The sequence below is a fragment of the Microbulbifer thermotolerans genome, assembly GCF_900112305.1.
Taxonomy (GTDB): Bacteria; Pseudomonadota; Gammaproteobacteria; order Pseudomonadales; family Cellvibrionaceae; genus Microbulbifer; species Microbulbifer thermotolerans.
On the sequence record NZ_FOKT01000004.1, the window covers coordinates 213209 to 239797 of the forward strand.

Annotated in this window: 20 protein-coding genes and 2 tRNA genes; 13 read left to right on the forward strand and 9 right to left on the reverse strand. The window is 58.0% G+C overall.

The window, feature by feature from the left end; all coding sequences use genetic code 11:
- Positions 1-599: 599 nt before the first annotated feature.
- Entirely contained in the window at positions 600-3050 is a 2451-nt protein-coding gene (locus tag BM155_RS07900; RefSeq protein ID WP_074902257.1) for an outer membrane protein assembly factor BamB family protein, read from the reverse strand.
- A gap of 461 nt (positions 3051-3511) precedes the next feature.
- Between BM155_RS07900 and ppc the strand changes: the two genes are divergently transcribed.
- On the forward strand, positions 3512-6175 hold the full coding sequence (gene ppc, locus BM155_RS07905) for a phosphoenolpyruvate carboxylase (RefSeq protein WP_074902260.1): 2664 nt from the start codon (positions 3512-3514) through the stop codon (positions 6173-6175).
- A 58-nt stretch (positions 6176-6233) separates the two neighbouring features.
- On the opposite strand, the gene BM155_RS07910 is transcribed toward ppc, so the two are convergent.
- Together BM155_RS07910 and BM155_RS07915 are read right to left on the reverse strand one after the other, a co-directional pair.
- A tRNA-Leu gene (locus BM155_RS07910) sits at positions 6234-6320 on the reverse strand.
- Positions 6321-6448: 128 nt separating this feature from the next.
- Positions 6449-6535 (reverse strand) — tRNA-Leu (locus tag BM155_RS07915).
- 288 nt (positions 6536-6823) lie between these two features.
- On the opposite strand from BM155_RS07915, the gene rnr reads away from it, so the two are divergent.
- From rnr to dnaB, 11 genes are all read left to right on the forward strand, one after another.
- A complete protein-coding gene (gene rnr / locus BM155_RS07925) occupies positions 6824-9523 on the forward strand; it encodes a ribonuclease R (RefSeq protein ID WP_067150489.1) in 2700 nt (899 codons plus the stop codon).
- A 140-nt stretch (positions 9524-9663) separates the two neighbouring features.
- Positions 9664-10419, forward strand: coding sequence for a 23S rRNA (guanosine(2251)-2'-O)-methyltransferase RlmB (gene rlmB, locus BM155_RS07930; protein WP_067150492.1), 756 nt, complete (start codon positions 9664-9666; stop codon positions 10417-10419).
- Between the two features lie 340 nt (positions 10420-10759).
- Positions 10760-11335 carry an RNA polymerase sigma factor gene (locus BM155_RS07935; RefSeq protein ID WP_139223180.1) on the forward strand — a complete coding sequence of 192 codons (576 nt, stop codon included), beginning with the start codon at positions 10760-10762 and terminating at the stop codon, positions 11333-11335.
- Positions 11332-11907, forward strand: a complete 576-nt coding sequence (locus BM155_RS07940; RefSeq protein WP_067150497.1) for a hypothetical protein — start codon at positions 11332-11334, stop codon at positions 11905-11907. Before BM155_RS07935 ends, BM155_RS07940 begins: the two co-directional genes overlap by 4 nt.
- A gap of 34 nt (positions 11908-11941) precedes the next feature.
- A complete protein-coding gene (locus BM155_RS07945; protein WP_074902266.1) occupies positions 11942-12499 on the forward strand; it encodes a hypothetical protein in 558 nt (185 codons plus the stop codon).
- A gap of 264 nt (positions 12500-12763) precedes the next feature.
- Positions 12764-14077 (forward strand): TonB-dependent receptor, encoded by a 1314-nt coding sequence (locus BM155_RS07950; protein WP_074902268.1) that lies wholly within the window; start codon positions 12764-12766, stop codon positions 14075-14077.
- A gap of 167 nt (positions 14078-14244) precedes the next feature.
- A complete protein-coding gene (rpsF, locus tag BM155_RS07955; protein WP_067150506.1) occupies positions 14245-14703 on the forward strand; it encodes a 30S ribosomal protein S6 in 459 nt (152 codons plus the stop codon).
- A 12-nt stretch (positions 14704-14715) separates the two neighbouring features.
- Complete coding sequence (gene rpsR / locus BM155_RS07960; protein WP_020411626.1) at positions 14716-14946, forward strand: 30S ribosomal protein S18; 231 nt, start codon at positions 14716-14718, stop codon at positions 14944-14946.
- Between the two features lie 53 nt (positions 14947-14999).
- The gene (locus tag BM155_RS07965) at positions 15000-15836 is read left to right on the forward strand and encodes a hypothetical protein (protein ID WP_067150509.1); all 837 of its coding nucleotides are present in this window, start codon (positions 15000-15002) and stop codon (positions 15834-15836) included.
- A 37-nt stretch (positions 15837-15873) separates the two neighbouring features.
- A complete protein-coding gene (rplI, locus tag BM155_RS07970) occupies positions 15874-16320 on the forward strand; it encodes a 50S ribosomal protein L9 (protein ID WP_067150511.1) in 447 nt (148 codons plus the stop codon).
- 163 nt (positions 16321-16483) lie between these two features.
- Positions 16484-17926: a replicative DNA helicase gene (dnaB, locus tag BM155_RS07975; RefSeq protein WP_067150514.1), complete on the forward strand. Its 1443-nt coding sequence runs from the start codon at positions 16484-16486 to the stop codon at positions 17924-17926.
- 27 nt (positions 17927-17953) lie between these two features.
- Here dnaB and BM155_RS07980 read toward each other — a convergent pair whose 3' ends face one another.
- The 6 genes from BM155_RS07980 to BM155_RS08005 form a co-directional block, all read right to left on the reverse strand.
- Positions 17954-18583: a DUF6515 family protein gene (locus BM155_RS07980; RefSeq protein ID WP_067150517.1), complete on the reverse strand. Its 630-nt coding sequence runs from the start codon at positions 18581-18583 to the stop codon at positions 17954-17956.
- Between the two features lie 207 nt (positions 18584-18790).
- On the reverse strand, positions 18791-19675 hold the full coding sequence (speB, locus tag BM155_RS07985; protein WP_067157266.1) for an agmatinase: 885 nt from the start codon (positions 19673-19675) through the stop codon (positions 18791-18793).
- A gap of 23 nt (positions 19676-19698) precedes the next feature.
- Positions 19699-20949 carry a carboxynorspermidine decarboxylase gene (gene nspC / locus BM155_RS07990; RefSeq protein WP_074902560.1) on the reverse strand — a complete coding sequence of 417 codons (1251 nt, stop codon included), beginning with the start codon at positions 20947-20949 and terminating at the stop codon, positions 19699-19701.
- A gap of 142 nt (positions 20950-21091) precedes the next feature.
- A complete protein-coding gene (locus BM155_RS07995) occupies positions 21092-22285 on the reverse strand; it encodes a saccharopine dehydrogenase family protein (RefSeq protein ID WP_067150520.1) in 1194 nt (397 codons plus the stop codon).
- Between the two features lie 194 nt (positions 22286-22479).
- A complete protein-coding gene (speA, locus tag BM155_RS08000) occupies positions 22480-24402 on the reverse strand; it encodes a biosynthetic arginine decarboxylase (protein ID WP_067150523.1) in 1923 nt (640 codons plus the stop codon).
- A gap of 252 nt (positions 24403-24654) precedes the next feature.
- Complete coding sequence (locus tag BM155_RS08005; RefSeq protein WP_074902270.1) at positions 24655-25320, reverse strand: DUF6515 family protein; 666 nt, start codon at positions 25318-25320, stop codon at positions 24655-24657.
- Between the two features lie 402 nt (positions 25321-25722).
- Here BM155_RS08005 and panC point away from each other — a divergent pair, with 402 nt between their 5' ends.
- A complete protein-coding gene (panC, locus tag BM155_RS08010) occupies positions 25723-26571 on the forward strand; it encodes a pantoate--beta-alanine ligase (protein WP_067150528.1) in 849 nt (282 codons plus the stop codon).
- The last annotated feature ends 18 nt before the right edge of the window (positions 26572-26589 follow it).

Below are 26589 nucleotides of genomic sequence, written 5' to 3' on the forward strand. Positions count from 1 at the left end.
CTGCTGCTGGAGCTACTACCCGCTCCGCTATCACTTCCGCCACCACCGCCTCCGCCGCCGCCACAGGCGGTCAAAAGAGTGGACAGTAAAATTGCTGGAAGCTTACCGGCCAGACTTCCAAGTCTCTGACGGGCATTTTGGTTGGCTGTCATCATGAGTATTCCTTTTTAACTGACTGTGTAGAGATCCTTCGATAGTGCCGCTGTACCGATACCATTTTGATGGGTTGGTATCTGGTCTTTCGTGGAATTGTTTTAATTATTTGCTCTGGTGATTAATCGTGTTTACAGCTGATCTTTGATTGCAGTTTTACTACAGAGGCGTGGAGTGATCAGTTATATTTCTAGAGTCGATATTGGTGTCAATCGCCTAATTAATCCCCCGTCACACTGGCGACTGTTGAAAGACAATTTTAACTAAATGGAAAATATTTCATCTACTGAGGCAGCATAAATGGTTGAACTGGTTCTCAGTTTACACTGAAAAGGTGTAATCATTTGGATAAAAAAGGCCGGCATTAAGCCGGCCTTTTTGTTGTTGCTTCGTCTGAAATTAATAATTTTCAGCAGTCTTATCAGCTGTCGATTTTTTCTAGGCCTTTAGTCCGCTGCAGATTCGGCAAGAGGCAGGATAGCCAGGTGAGGTGAAGGTTCACCGTTGACTTCGGTGAAGAGTCCCCCTAGATAGAGAGAATTTCCAGACACCATTAAGGATTGAACATTACCAGAAAGGGAATAGCTCCAATCCAGCAAGGTACCGTTGTTGTCAAAGGCGGCTAGATAGCTGCGTGGCTTTCCGTTAACAGTGTCAAAGTCTCCACCTGCATAGAAGATTCCGTTGTTTTCTGTAAGGACAAAGACTGGGCCATTGATATCGGGATTCGAATCAGCCAGGCTGCCATCGGTGTTAATGGCTGCTATATAATTACGAGAGATTTCTCCGATGCTGGAGAAATAACCACCAACATAGATGGTGCTGTCATTAGCAGTGAGTGTTTCGACAATTGAGTCTATATCTAGATACCAATCGAGCAGGCTGCCGTCGGTATGGATGGCAGCAAAATATTTGCGTGGCAGCTCATTAACACTACTAAATCTCCCTCCCAAAATAACGGTATCTCCACTAACGGCAATAGTGGAGACAGGGGAATTCATATTTGGAGTCCAGTTGAGCAGGCTGCCATCGGTAGTACGAATCGCTGCCACGTTATTGCGGGTGTTTTCGTTAAAATTGGAAAAAGAGCCACCTACGTACAATGTATCACCAGCTAATGTGAGAGTATATACGCGGCCACGTGGTTTCTCTGTCCCCCTAGTAATTTGCCAGTCACAGCTAAGTACTGTGTCACTGGTATCTATGGCTGCTAAAGCGAAGCACTCTTGTCCATTGATAGACTCGAAGAGTCCTCCCGCAAAGACGGTATTACCGTCCACTGCGAGTGCCCGGACTTCTGCGTCTGCACTTGGGCTCCAGGGGAGCAGTTGGCCCTCGGTATCAATTGCCGCTAAGTAATTGCGTACCTGCCCCTGAACACTGGTGAGGTCGCCGCCTGCATATACCGTATCGCCACTGATCGCAAGTGCCTTGACGCCGCCGTGGGCCGCCGGGCTCCAGTCGAGCAGGTTGCCGTCGGTATCGAAGGCCGCTAGGTTATTGCGTTCTTGCCCCCCTATGCTGGTGAATTTTCCACCCATATAGACGGTATCGCCGACCACTGTGATTGCGTTAACCGCTTCATTGGGTTCTGGGTTCCAGTCGAGCAGATCGCCGTTGCTATCAAACGCGGCCAAGTAGTTGCGAGTTTCTCCGTTTATAGTGACGGGTGAGTATTCCCAACCTATAAAAATGGTATCGCCGGCTACTGCAATGGTGCATTGCCAGTCACAATAAGATGCGTCAGTATCCGGATTCCAATCGAGCAGGTTACCGTTGGTATCGACGGCGGCGCCGCCATTGCGTGTTTGCTCGTTGATCTTATCGAAATCTCCGACCACGTAAATAGTGTCGCCAGACACAGCGATGTCGTGTACTTCTCTATAGTTAAAACTCAGAGTCCAGTCGTACAGGCTACTGTCGGTATTGATGGCGGCTAGAAAGAAATCACTTCCCACATAGATGGTGCCGTCTGCTACTGCGATGGCGTTAACGTTGGAGCTGGCAGCGGGGCTCCATTCGAGCAGGTTGCCGTCGGCATCAACAGCGGCCAGGTTACTGCGTGGCTGCCCGTTAACTTCGTCAAAATCTCCGCCGATATATACGGTATCGCCCAGTACAGCGAGGGCGTTAATATCACCGTCAATGGTCGGGTTCCAATCACCCAGTGTGCCATCGGCGCGGATATAGGCCAGGTTGTTGCGAGCCTCTCCGCCGACGGTTGTGAACTCGCCGCCGATATAGAAGCCCCCCTTGTTATCGCCTGCAACGGCGGTTACCGGCCCGTTGACCAGTGGAAAGGCTCCTGCGTACCCACTGGTTGTACTAAATGGGACACCGTGGCCACTGAGCACGCCGAAATAGGTGAAGTATCCTCCCAGGTAGACAGTGCCGTCGGCGCCTGTGGCCATGGCCTCCACCCAACTGTTCGGCACTAGTCGATCCGGCCGCGCTCCGGCTTCATTGGAGACGGCGTTGCTCTCATCTAAGATGGATTCCACCTGGAACCAGTAGTTCTGGCCGTTAGTAAGTCCGGTGACGGTATAGGGGGATTCGGCGCCTGCCACCATGGTTCCGCCCGGGCAGCTTGCGTAGTTTTCGATATCGCAGCCAGGTGCGGTGGAATAAAACAGGTTGTAGCTGTCCGCCCCGGTGTCTTCCCAGGTCAGTGTCACCGATTCGGTGTCGGCCTTGGCGTGGAGTATTGTGGCAACCGCGGTCGGGGGTATAGTGGTGCCGCCACTGCTGCTGGAGCTACTACCCGCTCCGCTATCACTTCCGCCACCACCGCCTCCGCCGCCGCCACAGGCGGTCAAAAGAGTGGACAGTAAAATTGCAGGAAGCTTACCGGCCAGACTTTCAAGTCTCTGACGGGCATTTTGGTTGGCTGTCATCATTAGTATTCCTTTTTAACTGACTGTATAGAGATCCTTCGATAGTGCCGCTGTACCGATATGGTATTGATAATCTGGCGCTCGCTATTTTTTCTGAAAATAATGGAAATTTATTAATGGCTGTCCCGTCTAGGGGCGCGCTTTGCACTTGGGCCGCCGCTTGTGGATCGCAGTGTTTAGTGCATTAAGAGGTAGGGGAGCAATAATTTGTTTAGCCTAGACATTTGTACCAATTATCGCATTTCCCTGGCTCTTTCCCTGTCACACCAGTGACTGTCGAGTGACAATTTTAACGAAATGAAAAATATTGCATCTACCGAAGCGGCATAAATGGTTGAACTGGTTCTCAATTTGCAGCGAGAAAGTTGTGATCACAAAAAGTGCGTCTCAATTAGCAATATTCAACCTTTTATGAAGAAATATGCGAAGATGCGCGGTTCGTCCCGCAATTGAGGAAAAAATCTGTGAGTCAGGATCAAAACGCCCCTCTGAGAGAAGACGTCCGCCTGCTCGGTGAAGAGCTCGGCGCGGTATTGCGGGAGCAGGCTGGCGAGGCGTTATTCGATACAGTTGAAACTATCCGTCAGGTCGCGGTAGAGAGCCGTGGTCAGGGTGAGATGCCAGTAAAGCGCTTGCGCCAACTTTTAAGGCCGCTGGACGATGAAACACTGTTGGAGGTGGCGCGGGCCTTCAGCCAGTTTTTAAATTTGGCCAATATTGCCGAGCAGCGCCACCGCGAGCGGTTGCACCGGCACCACCAGCGCTACCCGGGCGACCCGGATACCGATCGCAGTTTGCGCCAGGTACTGGCGGAGTTGAGAAACGCCGGGATCGGTCGGGAAAAAATCCGTTCGGTGCTGGAGAATTTATCCGTGGAACTGGTGCTCACCGCACATCCCACCGAAGTTACCCGCCGCACACTGATCCGCAAATACGACCGGATCGCCGACCTGCTGGCCGATCTGGACCGGCCGGATCGCACAGAAGAGGAAAAGGACAGGCTGCGCCGCCTCCTGCGCGAACAAATTCTTTCCGCCTGGAGTACCGACGAAATCCGCCGCGAGCGCCCCACACCTGTGGACGAGGCGAAATGGGGTTTTGCGACGATTGAGCAATCCCTGTGGCAGGCACTGCCGCGAGTGATGCGCGGAATAGACGCGGAATTAAAACGGGAGGGGCTGGAATCACTGCCGGCGGACTGGGTTCCAATTCGCTTTGCATCCTGGATGGGGGGTGACCGCGACGGCAACCCCAATGTCACCGCCGCCGTTACCCGCAAAGTGTTGCTGCTCGCCCGCTGGATGGCCGCGGACCTCTACCTCCGCGATGTGGAAAACCTGCTCGCGGATTTGTCCATGCACAAGGCCAGTGACGAACTGCTCGCATATACCGGTCCCAGCCACGAGCCCTATCGGCTGGTATTGCGCCGGGTGCGCAACCGCCTGCGCAATACCCGCGCGCGTATGGAGGCTTTGGTGAATGGGGCTCCGGAGCCGCAGGGGGAGGGCTACACCAGTGGGCAGCAGCTATTGGATGAGTTGAACCGGATCGACCGCTCGCTGCGCGAAGTGGGGCTTGCGGCCATTGCCGACGGTCAGCTCAAGGACACACTGCGCCGCCTTAACTGCTTTGGTATTACCCTGTTGCGCCTGGATATCCGCCAGGAGTCCACCCGCCACAGCGAGGCGCTGGATGCTATCACCCGCTATCTGGCGCTGGGCAGCTACACCGAGTGGGACGAAGAGCAAAAGCAGCAGTTTCTCCTCGCGGAGCTGGAGAGCCGCCGCCCACTGGTGGACGAAGGTTTTTACCGCAGCGATTTGTGCAGCGAAGAGGTGCGGGAGGTGCTGGACACCTGTCGGGTGATCGCTGAGCAGGGGCCGGAGGGGCTGGGCGCCTATGTGATTTCCATGGCGAGAAGGCCTTCCGATGTGCTGGCGGTAATGCTGTTGCAGAAGATCGCGGGTGTTACTCAGCCCATGCGTGTGGTGCCACTGTTCGAGACTCTGGACGATCTCAACAATGCCGCCGATACCATGGGCGCACTGTTGGAGATCCCTTTCTACAAAGCGCGCGTGCGCGCTGGACAGGAGGTGATGATCGGCTATTCGGATTCGGCCAAGGACGCGGGTTTTCTCGGTGCGGCTTGGGCTCAGTTCCGCGCCCAGGAAAAGCTCACGGAGATTTTTCGGGTTCAGAAGGTTCCACTGACATTGTTCCACGGCCGCGGAGGCTCCATTTCCCGTGGCGGTTCGCCCACCCGGATGGCTCTGTTGTCGCAGCCGCCCGGTGCTGTGGCCGGGCGCATTCGCGTTACCGAGCAGGGTGAAATGATTCGCTTCAAATACGGTCGCCCCGCAGTGGCGGCCTACAACCTGGAGCAGTATGTGGCCGCTACCCTTGAGGCGACGCTGGTGCCGCCGGCGGCGCCGCGTCCGGAGTGGCGTGCGGAAATGGAGCGCTTGGCGGAAGTGTCTGTCGCCGATTACCGTAAAGTGGTGCGCGATGATCCGGCGCTGGTTGCTTACCTGCGCACAGTGACCCCGGAAACCGAGCTCAGCCGTCTGGCGCTGGGTAGCCGCCCTGCGCGGCGCAAGCCCGGCGGTGGCGTGGAAACGCTGCGCGCGATTCCCTGGGTTTTCGCCTGGACACAGATCCGCCTGATGCTGCCGGCTTGGTTGGGCACCGGGGCAGCCCTCGACCGGGCGCTGTCAGTCCGCGAAGAAACCGAAGTGGTGCGGGAAATGAATGCGCACTGGCCCTTCTTTCAAGGCTTGGTGGACATGTTGGAGATGGTGCTGGCCAAGACGGACATTCGGGTCGCCTCCTGGTACGAGGAGCGGCTGACGGATGACGAGGAACTGCTGCGCCTCGGCACCACCCTGCGCAAGCAGTTGGCGCATACCGTGGATGCACTCCGCTGCCTCACCGGCCGCGACAGCCTGTTGGACAATAACCCGGTGATGCGTTGGTCCATCCGCGTGCGCGATCCTTACACAGATCCGCTGCATCTGCTGCAGGCGGAGTTGATGGCCCGTCTGCGCGAGCGGGAGTCGGCGCCGCTGCTGGAGAGCGCCCTGATGGTAACCATCGCCGGTATCGCCGCCGGGATGCGCAATACCGGGTGACGCCTCTGGTGCAGCCAACAAAAAAGGCCGACTCTCACGAGTCGGCCTTTCTTTTATATGGTGCCCAGGAGAAGACTTGAACTTCCACGACCGTAAGGCCACTAGCACCTGAAGCTAGCGCGTCTACCAATTCCGCCACCTGGGCAATCGGCGTCGTGTGCCGTTGCGGGGGCGCACTATAGCCATTTTCCAGGGCGAGTCAATGCCCTCTGGGCCGCGCCGCTGCAGACAATAAAAAAGGCCGACTCTCGCGAGTCGGCCTCTGTCTGAATATGGTGCCCAGGAGAAGACTTGAACTTCCACGGCCGTAAGGCCACTAGCACCTGAAGCTAGCGCGTCTACCAATTCCGCCACCTGGGCAATTCGACGGCATCCGCCGTTGAGGACGCGCACTATAGTGATCTGCGCAGCCGGTGTCAACGGCCAAGGTGCGCTTTTTTCAACTTTTTACCTGCCGGTCGGGAAATGCGGCGAAATCGCTTATACTGCGTACACGGCGGCTTTGCCTGAACCGGTAATCACCGGTGCCAGTCGCCGGTCCATACTGTCGGAGTGCCTCGGACAGCTGCCGGGGAAGCTTCCGGCCGCAACAGGTACTCCGGAATGCCGCAGAAAAATACGCGGCCACTTCGAATAACGGATGCTGTTTTGACGCAAAAGAAAACTTCAGATCACCACCTCGCCAGTGCTCCCGCCGATCCCTACGCGGAGCGTGAGGCGGAAAAATACGAAAAACCTGTTCCCAGCCGAGAATTTTTGCTGCAACTCCTGGAGCGGCAACCGGAGCCGGTGTCCTGGGAGAAGGTGGCGGATCTACTCGATATCCGCGACGCCGACCGCCGTGAAGGGGTGCGTCGGCGCCTGATCGCCATGTCCCGGGACGGCCAGATTGCCAGTAACCGCTCTGGTGACTTCGGCGTGCTGGACAAAATGAGCCTGATTCGCGGCCGGGTTATCGGCCACCGCGATGGCTTTGGCTTTGTTGCGCCGCGGGATGGTGGCGACGACTTATATCTTTCTCACCGGCAGATGCGCAAGGTCTTCGACGGTGACGAAGTGCTGGTGCGCGAGACCCCCGGCGGCTTCCGCGGCAAGCGCGAGGCGGCGGTGGTGCGGGTCATCAAGCACAATACTCAGCAGTTGGCCGGGCGTCTCTATCGCGAGAATGGTATTTGTTTCGTGCGCCCGGATAACCCGCGCATCAACCTCGATGTCATGGTTGCCGAGGAACACACTGCAGGTGCCGGCCACGGTCAGTATGTGGTGGTAAAGATTGTCACCCAGCCGGGCCGTGACAAGGTGCCGCAAGGCGAGGTCATCGAGGTACTCGGCGACCATTTGGCGCCGGGTATGGAAATAGACGTAGCAATTCGCAACTACGATATCCCTCACGTTTGGCCGGCGGCGGTGCTGAGCGAAGTGGAGGCTATTCCCGATGAGGTGGTCGAGGGCGATAAGAGCGGGCGGGTAGATCTGCGCCAGCTGCCGCTGGTGACGATTGACGGCGAGGACGCGCGGGACTTTGATGACGCTGTCTACTGCGAAGCGTTACCGGATGGTGGCTGGAAACTGCTGGTGGCCATTGCCGACGTGTCTCACTATGTGCGTCCGGGCACACCCCTGGACGAGGAGGCCCACAACCGCGGTAACTCCGTTTATTTCCCGGACTTCGTTGTGCCGATGCTGCCGGAGAAGCTGTCCAACGGCCTCTGCTCCCTCAATCCCGAGGTGGATCGCCTGTGTATGGTGTGTGAAATGCACATTGACCGCGATGGTGAGATCCGCGACTACCGCTTCTTCGAAGGTGTGATGCGCAGTCATGCACGGCTTACTTATACCCAGGTGGGGCAGATAATTGCGGAGCGCGGCCTCCGCGGTTCCGGTCTGCGCAAACAGTTCGCGGCGTTAACTCCGCACCTGGACAATCTGCACGACCTCTACAAGGCCCTGCGCTCCGCCCGCGACCGCCGCGGTGCCATCGACTTCGAGACCACTGAGACGCGCATTATTTTTGATGCCAACCGCAAAATAGAGCGCATAGTGCCGGTTGTGCGCAATGACGCGCACAAGCTCATCGAAGAGTGCATGCTCGCCGCCAATGTGTGCGCGGCCAGGCTGATGGAGCTGGCGGAAGTGCCAGCCCTCTACCGGGTACACGACGCGCCCAAGGAGGAGAAGCTCAGCAATCTGCGTGAATATTTGGGTGAGCTGGGCCTGCGCTTACCCGGCGGGGCCGAGCCTCAGCCGATGGACTTTCAGCTGCTGCTGGAGCAAGTGGCGGGGCGCGCCGATGCACATATTATCCAGATGATGCTACTGCGCTCTATGAATCAAGCCGTTTACCAGCCGGAGAATCGCGGCCACTTCGGGCTCGACTATCCCGCTTACGCCCATTTCACCTCGCCGATCCGCCGCTATCCGGACTTGCTGTTGCACCGCGCGCTGCGCTGGTTGATTCGCAATGGCGACGCCAATGAGCGCGCGGTGGCTAAAAAAGTGTATTCGGTGCCCGGCGCCAAGGTTATTCCTCGGGAAAAAATCCTGCCCTACGATATGCCGGCCATGGTATTGCTGGGCGAGCACTGCTCCATGACCGAGCGCCGTGCCGACGATGCCACCCGCGATGTGGTCAGCTGGCTCAAGTGTGAGTATTTGCAGGACCGCGTTGGCGAGGTCTACACCGGGGTGATTAGTGCCGTCACGGGTTTCGGTCTCTTTGTCGAACTGGCCGACCTCTACGTGGAGGGCCTGGTGCATGTGACAGCCCTGCCGAAAGACTATTACCGCTTTGAGCAGGCCCATCAGCGTCTGGTTGGCGAGCGTAGTGGCAGGCGTTATCACCTGGGGGATTCCGTGCGGGTTCAGGTGGCGCGGGTGGATTTGGATGAGCGCAAGGTGGATTTCACCCTTGAAGAGCTGATGCCACGGGAGCAGGTCAAGGTCAGCGCCCGCGCAATGGAAATGGCGCTGGAGCACCAGCGGGAAAGAGATAGGCGAGGCAAGTCCTCGGCGGCTAAGAAAAGTGGCCCCGGTGGCAGGGGCACAGCCAGCCCCTGGGCCGGGCGCGCCGAGCTTCCGCCCGCTGCTGCCCCCATCCGCAAGCGCAAGGTCGGCACCACCGAGGCGGTACCGGTGGAAACCCGGTTGACGGAAAATGCAGCTGGAAGTGAAGAGGAAATACCGGCGAAAAAGCGCCGACGCCCCAAACGCACGCCACCGCGCAAAGGGGGTAAGCGCCCGGCGGTCGCAGCGCGCAAGGCGGCGCAACGGGCGGCCAAAGCCAATGGGAAAACCATCAAGGCTAAAAAAAAGAAAAAGTCCTCTATCAAGCGCAAAAAGAAAAAGTAGACTCACTGTCAGCCGGGCCGGCGGGCTTATCTCACTCCGAGCACAGAATGGCCGGGAACACCGCGAGTTCCCGATATTCTCACAGCGGGTGAGAGCACAGGCGAGCGCGGTCCGAATATTCAAATCAGCAAGCAATACCCATGTCCACAGAAATCGTTTATGGCCTGCACGCCGTTCAGGCCCTATTGAAAAGTGCTCCCCAACAGGTCCACGAGCTGCTGCTTCTTCGCGGTCGCAAGGATCAGCGTCTGAAAAAAATTCTCGGACAAGCGGAGAAAAACCATATCGCCGTGCGCTTTGCCGACCGCCGCACTTTGGACGAAAAAGTCGGTGGCGATGGCAATCACCAGGGGGTTGTTGCTGTTTGTGAGGCGCAGACCAAAGTTTTCGACGAACGCTTTTTGGAGGAATTGCTGCAACAGCTGGAGGTGAAGGGAGAAGCGCCCTTCCTGTTAGTCCTCGACGGCGTCACCGATCCTCACAATATCGGCGCCTGCCTTCGCTCCGCCGAGGCCGCCGGTGTCCACGCGGTAATTGCGCCCAAGGACAAATCCGCCGGCTTGACACCCACGGCGCGAAAGGTCGCCTGCGGCGCCGCCGAAGTGCTGCCATTTGTCAGCGTCACCAATCTCGCGCGCACCCTGCAGATGTTGCAGCGGGCCGGGGTGTGGATATTTGGCGCCGCCGGTGAGGCCGAGCAGGATATCTATCAAAGTCAACTCACCGGTCCGCTGGCGCTGGTGATGGGGGCCGAGGGCACCGGCCTGCGCCGCCTGACCCGGGAACACTGCGATCATCTCATTAAAATTCCCATGGCGGGCGAGGTGAGCAGTTTGAATGTTTCCGTCGCCACGGGCGTCTGTCTCTTCGAAGCGGTCCGGCAGCGCGCCGGCTGATACACTGATTTCTTCCCAGTTTGGAAATGCTTTCGCGCATTTCCGCCGGCGCAGCGGCGCAATGGAGTGTCGTCCGGGCGCCGTGTTTATCTCTTCAGACAGCAAAATAATTAAAACTTCCCGGGTATCTTTTCTCTGCGTGCCGCTCGTGCGCAAAAACTTTGCTGCGCAGCGCGTATTCCCTCCTCTGAGACACCTGCACTGCTAAATTTCTTGCGCGATTGTAGTGCGCGGGAACTTCTCGAATTTTTCAACCGTGTAAAAGTGGTGATCGAGTGCGCAGTGCACGTCAGATATTTATCTGGCGCCCTGTGCCTTTTACGCCGATGGGAGCAGTGCATTGAGTATTTGGCTGGCGCGTATTTTCGAACGGTGTCGGTCGCCAGAGGAGCGATTTGTCGCGCTGGTGTCCCCCCATATACGCCGAATGTACCGCATGGCATTCCGCTGGACGATGAACGCGGCGGAAGCGGAAGACTTGGTGCAGGACGTATTAATCAGTCTGTTGCCGAAAGTTGCGCAGATCGAAAAAGTCGAGCGTCTGGGGCCCTGGCTGATCAAAGTACTGTACCGGCGTTTCGTGGATCTGTACCGCAGCCGCCAGGCGTCGCCAATCGATGAAACCGTTTGCGTGGAAGGCGATGAATTTTTTGCGCCGACAGATTGCGACAATTACCGGCGGCTGGAACTGCGCCGTGCGCTGAACCGCGCTTTGCGATCCCTGGATGGCCCTTGGCGCGACATCGTGTTGTTGCACGATGTAGAAGGTTATTCCGCCATAGAAGTTGCGGACATTCTGGAGATCAATATCGGTACGGTGAAGTCCCGTTTGCACCGCGCGCGTAAAAAATTAAAAAAAATACTCGCGGAGGAAACATTTTCGGTTTCCCATGCGTGTCAGGAGGCAGAGAGGTGAGCGAAATGGAAAACAGGGTCGCCTCGGAGACAGAGCAGGACCGCGAATTATTGCGGTTGTTGCGGACTATCGAGGTGCCGGAACCCGGCGATGATTTCGAAGCCCGCATGCTGCAAAAGGTGATTTTTCGGGCGCGCGCGGATAGGGCACGGAAAATACCGATCCGCCCGTCTTTCCCGCACTTGGGGTGGCTGCCGCTCAGTGCTGCGCTCTTGTGTGCTGTATTCATTAGCTCTGCGCTCTATTGGGCCGGAAGAGGCCTGGAGCCGGCGACCCAGTTGCAGGAAGCCGTTGCTCTGCGGCCCGTGCACATACTGTTGCAGAGCCCGAGGGATATGCCCGGAGCAACGATTCGGGTGACGCTTCCAGACAACGTTGGCTTGGATGGCTATGAGCGCGTGAGGACTTTGCAGTGGCGGGCGGATATTTCCGCTGGTGAAAACCGGCTTTCTTTGCCAGTGAGAATCGGCGCTAGCGGCGAAGTGGGCGAAATCCGGGTGGAGGTCGAATACCGGGGCGCGCGCAAGTCGTTGCATTTGCCGGTCGCAACAGGCGCTGTCACCAGAACCTGATCACAAGATCTGTCAGTCCAGAGAGGTAGGGAAGATGTTGAGGAAAAAATTGCTGATTGCAGGTGTGTTTTTCGGTACCTGCTGTTCTCTTCCGGCAATGTCCCAGGAGGTGCCGGAGGCGGGTGGAGAACTGGATGTCACGCTGACGGTGATCGAGGACAGCGAGGATGTTCAGGACCTGATCAACAATATCGAGTTGCCACCGCAGGCGGAAGCCATCGCCGAGGAGACCATGGCGGCGGTGATGGAAACGCTCAAAGCGGCGGAGACGGTCGGTGAAAAAAGCGATGCCGAGCGGGAGGCAATGATCCGCGAGGCGCTGGCCCGCAGCCAGGAACTGATTGCCAATGCTTCTGCGTCGGCGGATATCGCCAACGAGGAGGCTCTGAGGGCGGCGGAAGCGACCCGTGAAATTATCGAAGAAGCGGTAAAAAGTGCGCTTTCCGGTGCTGAGCTGGATGGCCTGATCGATCAGATGATGCAGGATATTATCGACAGCCTGCCAGACGATATCAAAAGTGAACTACCTGAAGATTTGGATGAAATGCTCGACGAAGTCCGGAACCGCTTGAGGGAACAATCAGAGGAGTAGCGGCGATGGATGCAGGGGCCGGGTGTGCGCGGCCCCTGTTTTTTCGTGTAGGAAATCTCTGACTAATTCGCTTCCTGGCAAAAAATACTACGCGCCAGACGGAAAACACAGTTGGTGGGATGGGTATTGTGAACCCATCGAATACAAGGAGGTATTTGTGGGTTTTCAACCTGTCTACCCTTCCGCCCGAGCGTCTTGAATCAGCTACCGCGTACACGCGAATGCATCGGAGTTTTTATAGGGAAATACAAAGAGGGAATTGGCGTGCGCAAACGGCTTATCGGAATCGTGCTGGCAGGTGCGGCTCTGGCCGCGGCCCCGGGGTTATGGGCACAGGAAAAGTGGAGGCAGGGTGTCTCCGCCTTCAAGGGTGGGGATTACCGTCGCGCCCTGGGGCTGTTCGAGCGGGAGCTGCAATCGGGCAATGAAAGCGCCAAGCTCAAATACAATATTGGCGTCACGCTAATGAAATTGGGGCGTTATCGCGAAGCCGGTATTTATTTTCAGATGCTGCTGAGCGACCCCGAGTGGCGCGATATCGCCCGTTTCAATCTCGCCCTGGCAGCAGAGCGGCAAAACCTGAAGATGATCGCTGCCAAACACTACCGGAAAGTGAGTGGATCGGCCGGCTCGCAGAAATTGCGCAGACTCGCCGCAGACCGCCTCAATGCGCTGGCCGCCGACGGCAGGGAAGTGGCCGCGTCGCGGCGTTGGTTGGGGACCGCGAGTCTTTCCGCCGGCTATGACGATAATGCCTACGCCTTGCAAAACGCGTTATTGGGGGATTCATCCGCGAGTGCAGACAGTTTCACCGAGCTGTTTGCCTGGGGGCAATACCAGTTGAGTGGCGCCGGGGCGGATGGCTGGCGCTTGCACGGTTACGGTTTTGGTCGGCGCTATAGCGACTTCGACAGCCTCAACCTGGCGAGCGCCAGCGTGGCGCTGTCCCGCGATCGCCGGTGGCTGGGCTGGCAGGTCGAGGCGGGCGCGGCGGCGGAGGTGGTTTACCTGGGTGGCGAACAGGTGACAAGGCAGGCACAGTTTACAGCCCGGCTGCAGCGGGAGTTTGGCCAGACCAGCCTCTCCTTCTCCTATATCCCCAGCTACTACACGGGCGGAGACGGCTACAGTTACCTGGATGGCTGGCGACAGCGCTTCGAAGCCGCATGGCAGTATCCGTTGTTCTCCATGGCGGCGCGCACCTACTACCGCTACGATGCGAATGACCGTGAAGACCTGCTGCGGGACCAGGGGGACTTCTATAGTTACTCCCCGGTGCGGCATTCGTTTGGGGGTGTCCTGGAGTGGAGGCCGGTACCCGCCTGGAGCCTGTCGGCTGGGGTGGAGTACCGGCGCAGTACCTACGACGGCAGCAACCGAGTAACCGACCCCGATGGGAACCTGTTGAGTTACCGGCGGGAGTCTGAGCGGATCAAATCCTGGTTCGCCACCAGGTTCAGATTCACTCCCTCTTTCAGCCTGAGCGGCAAGCTGGTAGTGATCGACAACGAAGAAAACCGGGAGCTCTATACCTACGACAAGAGCGAGGCCACCCTGGGAATCAGCTACATCTTCTGATGCTGGGAGCAAGAGGCGCCCGGCCTCTGCCTCCCCGGCTCGATTGATCAACTTGCAACCAATCCGCCAAGCCCATAGAATACGCCGCCCGCAACAGGCCTTGCGCCCGTTGTACTCCTTGCCTCACCGGGTTGTCCGGGAGGCTGTCTAAACCGTAAGGAGCGAAAATGCGTCATTACGAAATTGTATTCCTGGTCCACCCGGATCAGAGCGAGCAGGTGCCCGGCATGGTGGAGCGTTACACCGCTGCCATCAAAGACAGCGGTGGCCAGGTTCACCGTCTGGAAGACTGGGGGCGTCGCCGCCTGGCTTACCCGATCAACAAGATCCACAAAGCGCACTACGTTCTGATGAACGTCGAGTGTTCGGAAGAAGCGCTGGAAGAACTGACCACCAACTTCCGTTACAACGACGCGGTTATCCGCAACCTGGTGATTCGCGAAGACGAAGCCATCACCGAAGAAAGCCCGATCATGAAGGCGGAGAAAGAGAGCCGCGAGCGCAAAGCTGCCCGCGCGGAGCGCTCTGAGCGTCGCGAGCGCAGCGAAAGCGGACAGAGCGAGAACGCCGCTGCCTCCGAGGAAGCGGAAGGCGAAGCTTCCGATACCGCCAGCAACGAAGAGTAAGGGGATTATCAGATGGCACGTTTTTTCCGTCGTCGCAAGTTCTGCCGTTTCACCGCTGAAGGCGTCAAGCGGATCGACTACAAGGATCTCGATACCCTGAAGGCTTACATCTCCGAAACCGGCAAGATCGTTCCGAGCCGTATCACCGGCACCAAAGCCAAGTATCAGCGCCAGCTGGCCACCGCGGTCAAGCGCGCCCGCTACCTGGCCCTGCTGCCGTACACGGACAGTCACGAAGCCTGAGCACTGAGCTCCGGCTTTTAGTGCTTGGACGTTTGATAAGAGAAGCTATCTAAGTGCGCGCCCTGGCTGAATTCATTATGCGCGGGCGCGTGCGCGCGGTGCTCATCACCATGGTGGGCATCCCGCTGATCAGCCCGGCGGCGCTGGCCTTGGTGAGCCTGCGCCGCGGCGGCAGCGATGGCCTGATGGTGTTGGCCTGGGCGCTGCTGCCAGTGATCACCGCCAGTATGAGCGGTCATATGTCGCCGCTGATGACTGGTCTGGCCATCAGCCACTTGGGGGCCGTTTTCTGCGGCGCGCTGGTGTTGCGCAGCAGCCGTTCCTGGAGCGCAGCCCTTGTGGTGCTGACGGCGGCGGCCGCGGCGGGCATACTGGGCACCGCCCACTTCAGTGGCGGCATGTTGCAAAGCCTGCTGCAGGCGGCGGAGGAGTCCGGCGGCGGCCAGGTGGCGCAGTTGCAGCAGATTTTCGGCAGCGAGCCACTGGCTACCGGTTACCTGTGTTGGGTATCCGCCATCACTGCAACACTGGCCCTGGTGCTGGGGCGCTACTGGCAGGCGATGCTGTATAACCCCGGAGGCTTCCGCCGGGAGTTTCACCTGCTGCGAATGCCGCTGCCCCTGGCGGCAGCCGGAATGCTGGTGTGGGTATACTGCCTGTTGACCCAAGACTATGTGTTTTGGGGGGCCGTGGTGGCCTTTCCAATCATGGTGGCGGGAATTGCACTGATGCACTGGTTGGTGGCCGACAAGGGATGGGGCCGGGGCCCTTTGGTGGCGCTGTATGTGATGCTGGTGATCGCGGCGCTGCCGCTGGCCGGCTTCCTGTGCGGTTTGGCGCTGATAGATAGCTGGATAGATATTCGCGGTCGCTTCTCAAAAAACCGATAGGCGCGATCCGCACGAAACTGAAATTGAGGAAACCGAGATGGAAGTTATTCTGCTCGACAAAGTAGGCAAACTGGGCAACGTGGGTGACCGCGTTGAAGTCAAAGCCGGTTTCGGCCGCAACTTCCTGTTGCCCACCGGTAAGGCCATCCCGGCCACCGAAGCCAATATCGCCGAGTTCGAGGCCAAGCGCGCTGAGTTGGAAGCCGCCGCCGCCGCCAAGGTGAGCGAAGCTGAAGCCCGCGCCGCCAAACTGGCCGACCTGACTGTCACTATCAGCGCCAACGCTGGTGACGAAGGCAAGCTGTTCGGCTCTGTCGGCACCCGCGATATCGCCGAGGCGATCACCGCCGCTGGTGTGGAAGTGGCCAAGGCCGAAGTGAAACTGCCCGAGGGCGCGCTGCGCGAAGTAGGTGAGTACGAAGTTGACGTGCAGTTGCACTCCGATGTGGTCGCCGCTGTGAAGGTAGTGATCGAGGCGGAATAAGCGCACTGTCGATTCCGTGGGCCGGCGCTTGTCTGCCCCGCTGCGGGCGCTGTGCCGATGGACGGAGAATTCCGTCCAGGTCCATGCAAAGTCGCGCTACAATCGGGCGCTGAATCCCTGTTGGATTCAGCGCCCGATTTGTTTCTGTATCCAGTAAATCCCTATGATCGACGAATACGCTGTCCCTGAAGAAGACGTGCCCACGGAAGACGCTTCGCCGCTGCCGCATTCGGTGGAGGCCGAGCAGTCGGTGCTGGGGGGGCTGATGCTGGACCCGAGCCGCATCGACAGTGTCTGCGAGCAGCTGGGAGAAGCGGACTTTTTCGTTGCCAGTCACCGCAAGATATTTGCGGTGATGCGCGAGCTGACTGACACCGAGCAGCCCCTGGATATCGTCACCCTGGCCGAAGCGCTGGCCAGCCGGGAACTGCTGGCAGACGTGGGCGGCCCGGCTTACTTGGCTGAGTTGGCCGAGAACACGCCGTCTGCGGCCAATATTGTCGCTTACGCCAAAATCGTGCGCGAGCGCTCCGTCCTGCGCCAGCTGATCGCCGCTGCCGGAGAGATCAGTCGCACCAGCTTTAATCCCGGCGGTCTGGCCTCCGCGGACCTATTGCAAATGGCGGAACGCCGGGTGGCGGAAATCGCCGAAGGGGGCGTCAAGGAGGGCGGCTTTGTCGGTGTCGATGCTCTGCTCAAGAAAACCGTCGAGCGCATCGATGAGTTGTTCAAAACGGAAGGGGACATCACTGGCTTAAGCACCGGCCTGACTGAACTGGATCAGCGCACATCCGGCTGGCAGCCGGGCGAACTGATTATCCTGGCTGCGCGCCCTTCCATGGGTAAGACCGCTTTGGCGCTGAACTTTGTCGAGAGCGCCATGTTGAGTCAGGAGAAGCCCACCCTGGTATTCAGTATGGAAATGCCCGCCGACAGCCTGGTGATGCGGATGCTGTCTTCCATCGGCCGCATCGACCAGGGCCGCATTCGGAACGGCAAGTTGCAGGAAGAGGATTGGCCCAAGCTTTCCAGCGCAGTACAGAAAATGAAGGGGCGGGCCCTGTACATTGACGACACGCCTGCACTAACACCCAGTGAAGTGCGCGCGCGCACTAAACGCACCGTGCGCGATCACACCAACAAGCTGATGCGGGAAAACCCCAAAATGACCAGGGAAGAGGCTGAGGCAAAGAGTATGCCCGCCTTGATTATGGTGGACTACCTGCAGTTGATGCAGGTTGGGGGGCACACCGAGGGGCGCACACAGGAGATTTCCGAGATCTCCCGTTCTCTAAAGGCGTTGGCGAAGGAGTACGACTGCCCGGTTATCGCGCTGTCACAGCTGAACCGCGGGGTAGAGCAGCGTCCCAACAAGCGGCCGATGAACTCGGATTTGCGTGAATCCGGTGCCATTGAGCAGGATGCGGATGTGATTCTGTTTATTTACCGCGATGAGTACTACAACGAAGACAGTCCGGACAAGGGTATAGCCGAGCTGATTATCGGTAAGCAGCGCAATGGTGAAATCGGTACCTGCCGGGCCGCATTTGTCGGCAAGTACACCCGCTTCGACAATCTCGCACCGGAGTACTATCAGGAGGGCTGAGCGCCCTCCGCACCGCTTTGCGCACTGTTACAGGCGAACTACCACGTAGACCTCACGCCCGTCGCGTTGGGTTGGCATAAAGTAATCGTCGCCATAGCGGTAGTACTGAATGCCGTTGATGACTTCGGCGGTATAACCTGTCGGCAGGGTTTCCAGCACCTGTCCCGGTGTGTAGGCGGAAGTGGTTGCCGTTGGGGGGAGTGGCGCAGCTGGTGCGGCCACCGGTGCCGGTACCACCACATAGGCGCGTCTCGCGGGGTGCCACTGGTAGTAGGTGTTGGCATGTCGATAGTAAATAGCACCGCCTATCTCCACGCGCACCGCACTGGCGGGGAGGGCGGTCACCGCGGCGCCCAGGGGGGCGGATACAACCACATAGCCCGTGGGTGCCGGGCGGTAGAAGTAACCGCCGTGGTAGTAGTAAGGAAGGCCGCCGACGTTCAGGGTGACGAAGCCTGTGGGGAGTATTGGCGCGACAAAGCCGATGGAGATGCGCGGTCCCCAGTGGCGATGTTTGTGCCAGTGTCTGGCGGGCCAGTGAGCGTCATGGCCACCGGCCTGGTAACCGCGCGGGGAGGCGTCCGCTGGAGGGCTGAAGGCGAATGCTGCCAGTGCCAGTAGCGATGCCGCGCCGATCAGGGTTTTTAATGTCTTCACGGTCTCTCTACCTAAGTGGCTACTCACATAGTTTAAATAGTAACCCTTGCGGTTGTATTTTCGCCACGCTGTCGCGTAAAGAATTGTCAAAAAGTGTCGTTTCCCCGGGCCTTTAAACTACGTCTTTCAAGGTGTGGGCAATCTCAAAGCCCGCCACAGCTCCCCCTGTATTCATCAAGATTTCTCAGCGTTGCGCGTGCGCAGATCTCAGGTGTCGCTCCGCCGGTTGCGCTGCACTATGCCCATCAGTTTGTACAGCAACTGCGCGGCGGCGAAATCGTAGGCATGGAATCCCTCGATAGGCGCAAACTCCAGCAGGTCGAAGCCGATGATTTCCCGCTGTCGGGCCACGGATTCAAACAGGTTCAGCGTCTGATACCAGCCGAGCCCTCCGGGCACTGGGGTACCGGTGGAGGGAAAGACCGACGGGTCTATGCCATCTACGTCGAGCGTGAAAAAAACCTTGCTGGGAAAATCTTCCGGCAGTTCGAATTCCTGTACGTTAGTGGGGACCAGCTGGTGGGCATCCAGATAGCGCACACCGAATTGTTCGCGGGCTTGTACTTCCTCTTCACAGTAGGCGCGGATACCCAGTTGGAAGAGGGGGATGCCGGCTTCAACCACCAGCCGCATCACACTGGCGTGGCTGTGCTTCTGACCCTCGTAGCTATCCCGCAGGTCTGCGTGGGCGTCTATCTGCACCACGCCGAAATCTTCGATGCCGGCATCCAACAAGCCTTTGATCACACCCCAGGTCACTGAGTGCTCGCCGCCAATGCCCACTGGCATTTTCCCGAGCTCCAGGACTTCGCGGGTGGCGGTGGCGATATTGTCCATCACCTGTTCCGGTGTGCCGGAAACATTCACCGGGCTGCGGGTGTGAATGCCGAGTTCACAGGGGTAGGAGAAGTTGTCGAAGGTCTCCAGCTGCCAGGAGGCTTCCAGAATTGCCGCCGGCCCCTTGCCGGTGCCGCCGCCGTAGGAGACGGTTTCCTCGTAGGGAATGGGGATTATATGGAAGAGGGCATCTTCCGGTTTGGCTTGCTCGATTTCGGAGCCCAGAAAAATTGGGTAGTCGTTTTCTGATAACATTTTTTGCACCTGATTTGTGGGCGTTAAGCGCAGCCGCCATTTTCTTGCGCGGAGCTGTGTTCGAGTATTTTCCAGTCCCTTCCAGAAAGGCGCCCTTTGAAGTCCTCGTAACCGAATTCCCGGATTATTTTCAGTTCATCAGTCCTGGAGTTCCACAGTGCGATCGCCGGCAGTGGTATACCGTTGAAGGTATTGGTTTTGACCATGGTGTAATAGGCCATTTCCTCAAACACTAGCCGGTCGCCCACTTTGAGCGGTTCGTTAAAGCTGTATTCGCCGATACTGTCCCCGGCAAGGCAGCTCTGGCCGCCGAGGCGGTAGTCGTGAGGCAGTTCTCCGGGATGAGCGGCTCCGGTGATTTCGGGACGATAGGGCATCTCCAGTACGTCCGGCATATGACAGGTGGCGGAGGCGTCGAGGATCGCCTGATTTTGGCCGTTCCAGGTGATATCCACCACCTCGGCGACCAATATCCCGGAAAAAAGGGAAATGGCTTCTCCGGGCTCCAGATAAACCTGCACCTGGTGTTTGTCGGAAAAGGCGCGCACCGCTTCGACCAGTTCGTCTACTTGGTAGTCGCAGCGGGTGATATGGTGGCCGCCGCCGAAATTGATCCATTCCATCTGACCCAGCAGATGGCCGAATTTCTCTTCCACCGCGGCGATGGTGCGCTCCAGTGGCTTGAAGTCCTGCTCGCACAGGGTGTGGAAATGCAGGCCGCTGATGCCGTCCAGGTTTTCGCCTTCGAACAGGGAGCGCACTATGCCCAGGCGCGAGCAGGGGGCACAGGGATCGTACAACTCGGTGTGGCCCTCAGAGTGCTCTGGATTGATGCGCAGTCCGAAACGCAATTCCGGTCTTTCCCGTTGAGCCTGCAGACACAGCGCCTTGTAGCGTTTCCACTGGGAGAAAGAATTGAAGATCACGTGGTGGGCAAACTGCAGTATCTCTTTCAGTTCTTCCTCTTTGTAGCCGGCACTGAATACGTGCACCTCTTTGCCGAGGTCCTTGCCGCCGTATTCCTCGTAACCCAGCCTGGCTTCGTATAGCCCGCTGGCACAGGTACCGGATAAGTACTCGGCTACGATGGGGCCGGTGCTCCACATGGAGAATGCTTTGAGCGCGGCTAGTATTTTGGCGCCACTGCGTTTCTGCACATCGGCAAGCACTTCAAGGTTGTCGCGCAGTGCCTGCTCGTCGACGACAAAGCAGGGAGAAGGGACGCGTTTGGGATCGAAGTTGCCGAAGTAATCGATACGCGGAGTCAGGTCCATAAATATGCCATCGAATGTGTGTTGAGCAATGGTGTGCACGTGAGTGTAAAGAGGGGGCCCCGGGCACTGGGTTAACCCTTCCCAGTGCCTCAGGGGAAACCTCTGATTGGGCGCGAAGCCGCATTGAGCAGAGGTTATCTGGTTATTGGAAAGGCTTGTCCAACCAGGTTTCCTGCCACGGCAGGCCGTACTGATTCAGGTCGTGCATAAACGGATCGGGGTCCATCTGCTCCATATTCCAAACACCCGGCTTCATCCACTTGCCTTCGAGCATCATTTTGGCACCGATCATCGCCGGTACGCCGGTAGTGTAGGAGATGGCTTGGGATTGGACTTCCTTGTAGCACTCCTGGTGATCGCAAATATTGTAGATGTAGTAGATCTTCTCTTCGCCGTCCTTGGTGCCGCGGATAATATTGCCGATGCAGGTTTTGCCTTTGGTCAGCGGACCCAGACTGGCGGGATCGGGCAGCAGCGCTTTCAGGAACTGGATCGGGACTATCTGCTGGCCTTGGAATTCAACCGGCTCGATACTGGTCAGCCCCACATTCTGCAGTACTTCCAGGTGTTTCAGATAGCTGGCACCAAAGGTCATCCAGAAGCGCGCGCGCTCAATTTCCGGGAAGTGTTTGGACAGGGACTCCAGCTCTTCATGGTAGAGCAGGTAGATATCCTTTTCCCCAATGCCCTCGGGAAACTCGAATACGCGCTTTTCTTCCATCGGCTTAGTGGTGACCCACTGGCCGTTTTCCCAGTAGCGGCCGTTGGCGGTGATCTCCCGAATATTAATTTCCGGGTTAAAGTTGGTGGCGAAAGGCAGACCGTGGTCACCGGCGTTGCAGTCGATAATATCGAGCGTTTGGATACGGTCGAAATGATGTTTCTTCGCATAGGCGGTGAAGACACTGGTCACACCCGGGTCGAAGCCGCTGCCGAGCAGTGCCATCAGCCCGGCCTTTTCAAATTTTTCCTGGTAGGCCCACTGCCATTTGTATTCGAATTTGGCTTCTTCCGGCGGTTCGTAGTTGGCGGTGTCCAGGTAGTGCACGCCGGTTTCCAGGCAGGCGTCCATGATATGCAGGTCCTGGTAGGGCAGGGCGACGTTGATCACCATGTCCGGTTTGACCTTCTCGATCAGTTTTACCAGTTCCGGCACATTGTCCGCATCCACTTGGGCGGTATCGATTTTGCGCGGCAGCATGTCCGCGATCTTGTCACACTTGCTCTTGGTGCGACTGGCGAGGGTGATGTTTTCAAATACTTCCTCGACCTGGGCGCACTTGTGCGCAACTACCTGGCCGACACCACCGGCGCCGATAATCAGTACATTGGCCATATAAATCTCCTTGTATGAGTGGCTGCCGCTCTTATACCAGAAAGAAAGGCGGTAGCGTCTCTGCCGGACAAAAATGCTGTGTATGCCCGTGGCGCCTAATGGCCACAGGCTGTGTCGCAAACAATCCCCGACGTCTTGGTTTCATAATGAATGAAAGGGAATTTTGAATTCATTATTTCTCAAAAGCGTCGCGGCTATTTTTCAAAGTAGGTATAACCGCTCATGCTTGCCGTATAGGTATGCAATATTTGTTTGCGCTGCTGCGGTGTGATTTTTCCGCTCTTGACCGCCTTTTCCGCCAGTTTGCGGAAGCTCTCGAACAGGGCTTGCGGCTGGTATTCCACGTAGCTCAGCACGTCGGCAATACTGTCGCCGTGAATCTCGCGACTGTAATCAAAACTGCCGTCATCGTGTATGCGCACGCTGACCACATTGGTGTCGCCAAACAGATTGTGCAGGTCGCCGAGAGTTTCCTGGTAGGCACCGATGAGAAAGGTCCCGAGTATATAGTCTTCACTCTCTTTCAGCGCGTGCACAGGCAGAGTCTTGTGCTCTTTCTGGCGGCCTATGAACCGGTCTATCTTGCCGTCGCAGTCGCAGGTGATGTCGGCGATGATCGCCGAGCGGGTTGGGGCCTCGTTGAGCCTGTGTATGGGCACCAGAGGAAAAACCTGGTCGATGGCCCACATATCCGGCAGCGATTGGAAGACACTCATATTTGCGTAGTAGATATCCGAGAGCACTTCCGGCAGCGCCTGCAGGTCTACCGGTACTTCATCCACTTCGTCCAATAGCGCGCGTATTTTTTGTGCGCCTTGCAGAAAGAGGTTTTCCGCACTGGCGCGCTCACGCAGGCTGACCTGGCCGTGCAGGTAGAGGGCGCGCACCTCGTCGCGGTAGTAGAGGGCGTCGTTGTAACTTTCCTGCAGGTTTTTGGGAGTGATGTTGTTCACGGCGTCCAGCAGGTTCATCAACATCGGGTGGTCGCCGTCGCTGAGCGCTGTTTGCTCCAGCTCCACGGGCTCGAAGCGGGTGGTGTCGAGAATGTCGAACAGCAGCACCGAAGAATAGGCCACAGTGGCGCGTCCGGACTCGGTGATAATCACCGGGTGGGCGACGCCTTCGCTGTCCAGGGTGCCCATGATGGCCTCGACTACATCCACGCAGTATTCATCCAAGGAGTAGTTTTTGGAGTGGGTGTAGTTGGTTTTGGAACCGTCGTAGTCCACCGCGAGGCCACCGCCCAGATCCAGATAACCCATGGCTGCGCCTTCTTCCACCAGATCGGCGTAGTAGCGGCAGGCCTCCAGCACACCGGTGCGGATGTCGCGGATGTTGGGTACCTGGGAACCCAGGTGGTAGTGCAGCAGTTTCAGGCAGTCGAGCATGTCGTGGTGGCGCAGCTGGTCCACCATGGCGATCAGGTCGTTACTGCCGAGGCCGAAGATGCTGCGATCGCCGCTGGTGGCGTTCCAGTAGCCGCCCACCTTGGAGGCGAGCTTGACCCGCACGCCGATATTGGGGCGCACTTGCTCCCGCTCGGCGCAGCGGATAATGGTGTCCACTTCCGAGGGGGTCTCGACCACAAAAAAGATCTGTACGCCCAGGCGCTGCGCCTGCAGGCCCAAGTTAATGAACTCTTCGTCTTTATACCCGTTGCAGATAATCAGAGATTCCGTGTTGTCGAGGATCGACAGTGCCGCGATCAGCTCAGCTTTACTGCCCGCCTCCAGGCCGTGGTTAAAGCGGCGGCCGGCCTTGGCGATCTCTTCGATCACCTGGCATTGCTGATTCACCTTGATTGGGAAGACGCCGCGGAAGACATTGCCGTAGCCGCAGGATTCGATGGCACGGGCGAAGGATTGGTTGATCCGGGCGATCTGTGCGTCGAGCAGGTTTTCGATGCGCAATAGCAGCGGCAGACCGAGGCCGCGTTCGGTGGCGCCGCGGGCGATATCCATCAGCGACACGCTGCGAATCTCACCGGAGGCCGTTTCCACACGCACGGTGATTTCACCGGCTTCGTTCAAATCAAAATAACCGGCGCCCCAATTACGGATTCCGTAAAGTTCTGCGGCGTCTTCGCCGGACCAGTCTTGTACTTGTCGCTGTTTCATAGGCCTGTTCGGCGGTCTTTTGTCGAGTGTCAGTGCGGGCGCGAATCTTGGGGCCTGAGCCGCTGGAAAGCAATAACTATAGATAACAAAAGCACTATTTTTATCGGGATAAAATTAAATTTTTATTCGGTTTGTGCAATAGGTGCCGCGAATTTTTTGAGCTTTTATTCGGCTTTATTCATATGTCGCCACAAGGGCAACAAAAAGGCGGCCCGGGGGCCGCGTAAGTCGGGGTGGGTCTGGGAGGAGGTATCAGAAGAAACCGGGGTTGGCGACGACGCGGTATCCCCGCGCGGCGCTGTCCCACAAGTAGTAGGTATCGTAGGCCGCGTAGTAATTGCGGCCGCTGACCACCACGCTCACCGCGGTGCCCGGCAGGCTGTGCACCACCGCGCCGATAGGCGGACGCGCCACAACATAGCCTTGGTTGTGGGGGCGGAAGAATATGCCGTCGCTGTAGAAGTAAAATCCCGCGGCGCCGAAGCTGATACGTACGAAGCTGCGCGGCAACTGCCGCCAGCGATAGCCGTAACCATAGTGTGCCGGCCGCCAGCGCGGTTTGTGATGGATGTAGCCGGGGCGGTAGTGTGGCCTGTGGACGGGTTTATGGTGGTGGGTGTAATTCCGCCGGCGGCTGTCGCGGTAGCCGTGCTCGTAGCCTTTTTTGTAGGCGCGCTTGTATTTCTTTGTGTCCCCGTGGTGCTTGTCACCCTTGTGGTCTTTGCTCTTCTTGTGGCGGCTTTTGTCGGGGCGTTCGTCGTGTGCTTTGCGCCGTTCCCGTTGGTAAGCTTCACGCAGGGCGGAGCCACTGGCCTCCCGGTGGCCGCGCCATTTGTGCTGGTCGTCGGCCAGGCTCGGCGCGGCGGCCAGTAGTAGTCCGGTGGCGATAACAGCTGTGAGGGTCGGTATCGTTTTCATTTCGGGTTCTCCCGAGCGTTGAGGCTCTTTGATCCGGCGCCGGGGCACGATGCTTAGGCGCTGAAGGCTCTTTGGTCAGATGCGAAGGGCTCCCTCCCGAACGCTGGAGATTTTCCGCAGTCGCCGCGGCGACTTCTGGAACTGTGGATGCCAGTGTGCCCCTGGCGTACTGAACATTGCCTGAACCGCCGTCGGCCGGATTTTTTCGGGGGAGTGGAGAGCTGCCGCGCGAGCTGAAAAAACCGAACGATAATTCTAATTTCTGCGCAATGGGCGCAGATCGGTGCCTGTTTGCAGCCGGATTGGCGACGTTTGCCGGTTTGCCGTTTGCGCCCGTATTGTCGCCCGATGGTCAGGGGAGTATGATGCCGCGCTGATTCAGTCACAGCGGTAGCGAATCCGATGCAAGTCTTCCACCATGTGGCCAGTCTGCGCGATGCGCTGGCAAAGGCCCGCAGCGACGGCAAGACCGTCGCATTCGTGCCCACTATGGGCAATCTGCACGACGCCCATATCGAGTTGGTCAAAACCGCTCAGCAGCATTGCGACTTGGTGGTGGTGTCCATCTTTGTCAACCGCCTGCAATTCGGCCTGAATGAGGACTGGGATAAGTACCCGCGCACCATGGAGCAGGATATGGCACGCCTGCGCGCCGTGCAGTGTGACTTCCTTTTCCACCCCGAAGAAAGTGAGATTTATCCCAACGGCATGGACGAGCAGACCCGCGTGATCTGCCCGGCAATGACCGACATCCTCTGTGGCGCCAGCCGCCCGGGGCACTTCGAGGGGGTGACCACTGTGGTGGCCAAACTGTTCAACATCGTACAGCCGGACAAGGCCGTCTTCGGCATCAAAGACTTTCAGCAGCTGGCGGTGATCCGGCGTATGGTTGAGGACCTGTGTATCCCGGTGGAAGTTATCGCCGCGCCGGTACACCGCGAGCCGGACGGGCTGGCGATGAGCTCCCGCAACAGCTACATCACAGCGCAGGAGAGGCCAAAAGTACCGGTGCTCTACCAGACACTGCTGTGGGCCAAAGGTGAGATAGAAGGTGGTCGCCGGGATTTTGCCGTACTGGAAGACGAGGCGAAGCAGCGTATTGAGAAGGCTGGTTTCCGCGTCGATTACTTCTCCATCCGCAACAGCAAAGACCTGCAACCGGCCGCTGATGACGATAGCGAAATCACCATTCTCGGCGCCATCTACACCAGTGCCGCGCGCCTGATCGACAACCTATCCCTGGAACTCTGAGCGGCGGGAGGAGAGGAA

Coding starts and splice junctions, on each gene's coding strand:
- BM155_RS07900 (WP_074902257.1), bottom strand. CDS start 3,050: ATGATGACAGCCAACCAAAATGCCCGTCAGAGACTTGAAAGTCTGGCC.
- rlmB (WP_067150492.1), top strand. CDS start 9,664: ATGTCCACAGAAATCGTTTATGGCCTGCACGCCGTTCAGGCCCTATTG.
- BM155_RS07945 (WP_074902266.1), top strand. CDS start 11,942: ATGTTGAGGAAAAAATTGCTGATTGCAGGTGTGTTTTTCGGTACCTGC.
- rpsF (WP_067150506.1), top strand. CDS start 14,245: ATGCGTCATTACGAAATTGTATTCCTGGTCCACCCGGATCAGAGCGAG.
- rpsR (WP_020411626.1), top strand. CDS start 14,716: ATGGCACGTTTTTTCCGTCGTCGCAAGTTCTGCCGTTTCACCGCTGAA.
- rplI (WP_067150511.1), top strand. CDS start 15,874: ATGGAAGTTATTCTGCTCGACAAAGTAGGCAAACTGGGCAACGTGGGT.
- dnaB (WP_067150514.1), top strand. CDS start 16,484: ATGATCGACGAATACGCTGTCCCTGAAGAAGACGTGCCCACGGAAGAC.
- speB (WP_067157266.1), bottom strand. CDS start 19,675: ATGTTATCAGAAAACGACTACCCAATTTTTCTGGGCTCCGAAATCGAG.
- nspC (WP_074902560.1), bottom strand. CDS start 20,949: ATGGACCTGACTCCGCGTATCGATTACTTCGGCAACTTCGATCCCAAA.
- BM155_RS07995 (WP_067150520.1), bottom strand. CDS start 22,285: ATGGCCAATGTACTGATTATCGGCGCCGGTGGTGTCGGCCAGGTAGTT.
- speA (WP_067150523.1), bottom strand. CDS start 24,402: ATGAAACAGCGACAAGTACAAGACTGGTCCGGCGAAGACGCCGCAGAA.
- BM155_RS08005 (WP_074902270.1), bottom strand. CDS start 25,320: ATGAAAACGATACCGACCCTCACAGCTGTTATCGCCACCGGACTACTA.
- panC (WP_067150528.1), top strand. CDS start 25,723: ATGCAAGTCTTCCACCATGTGGCCAGTCTGCGCGATGCGCTGGCAAAG.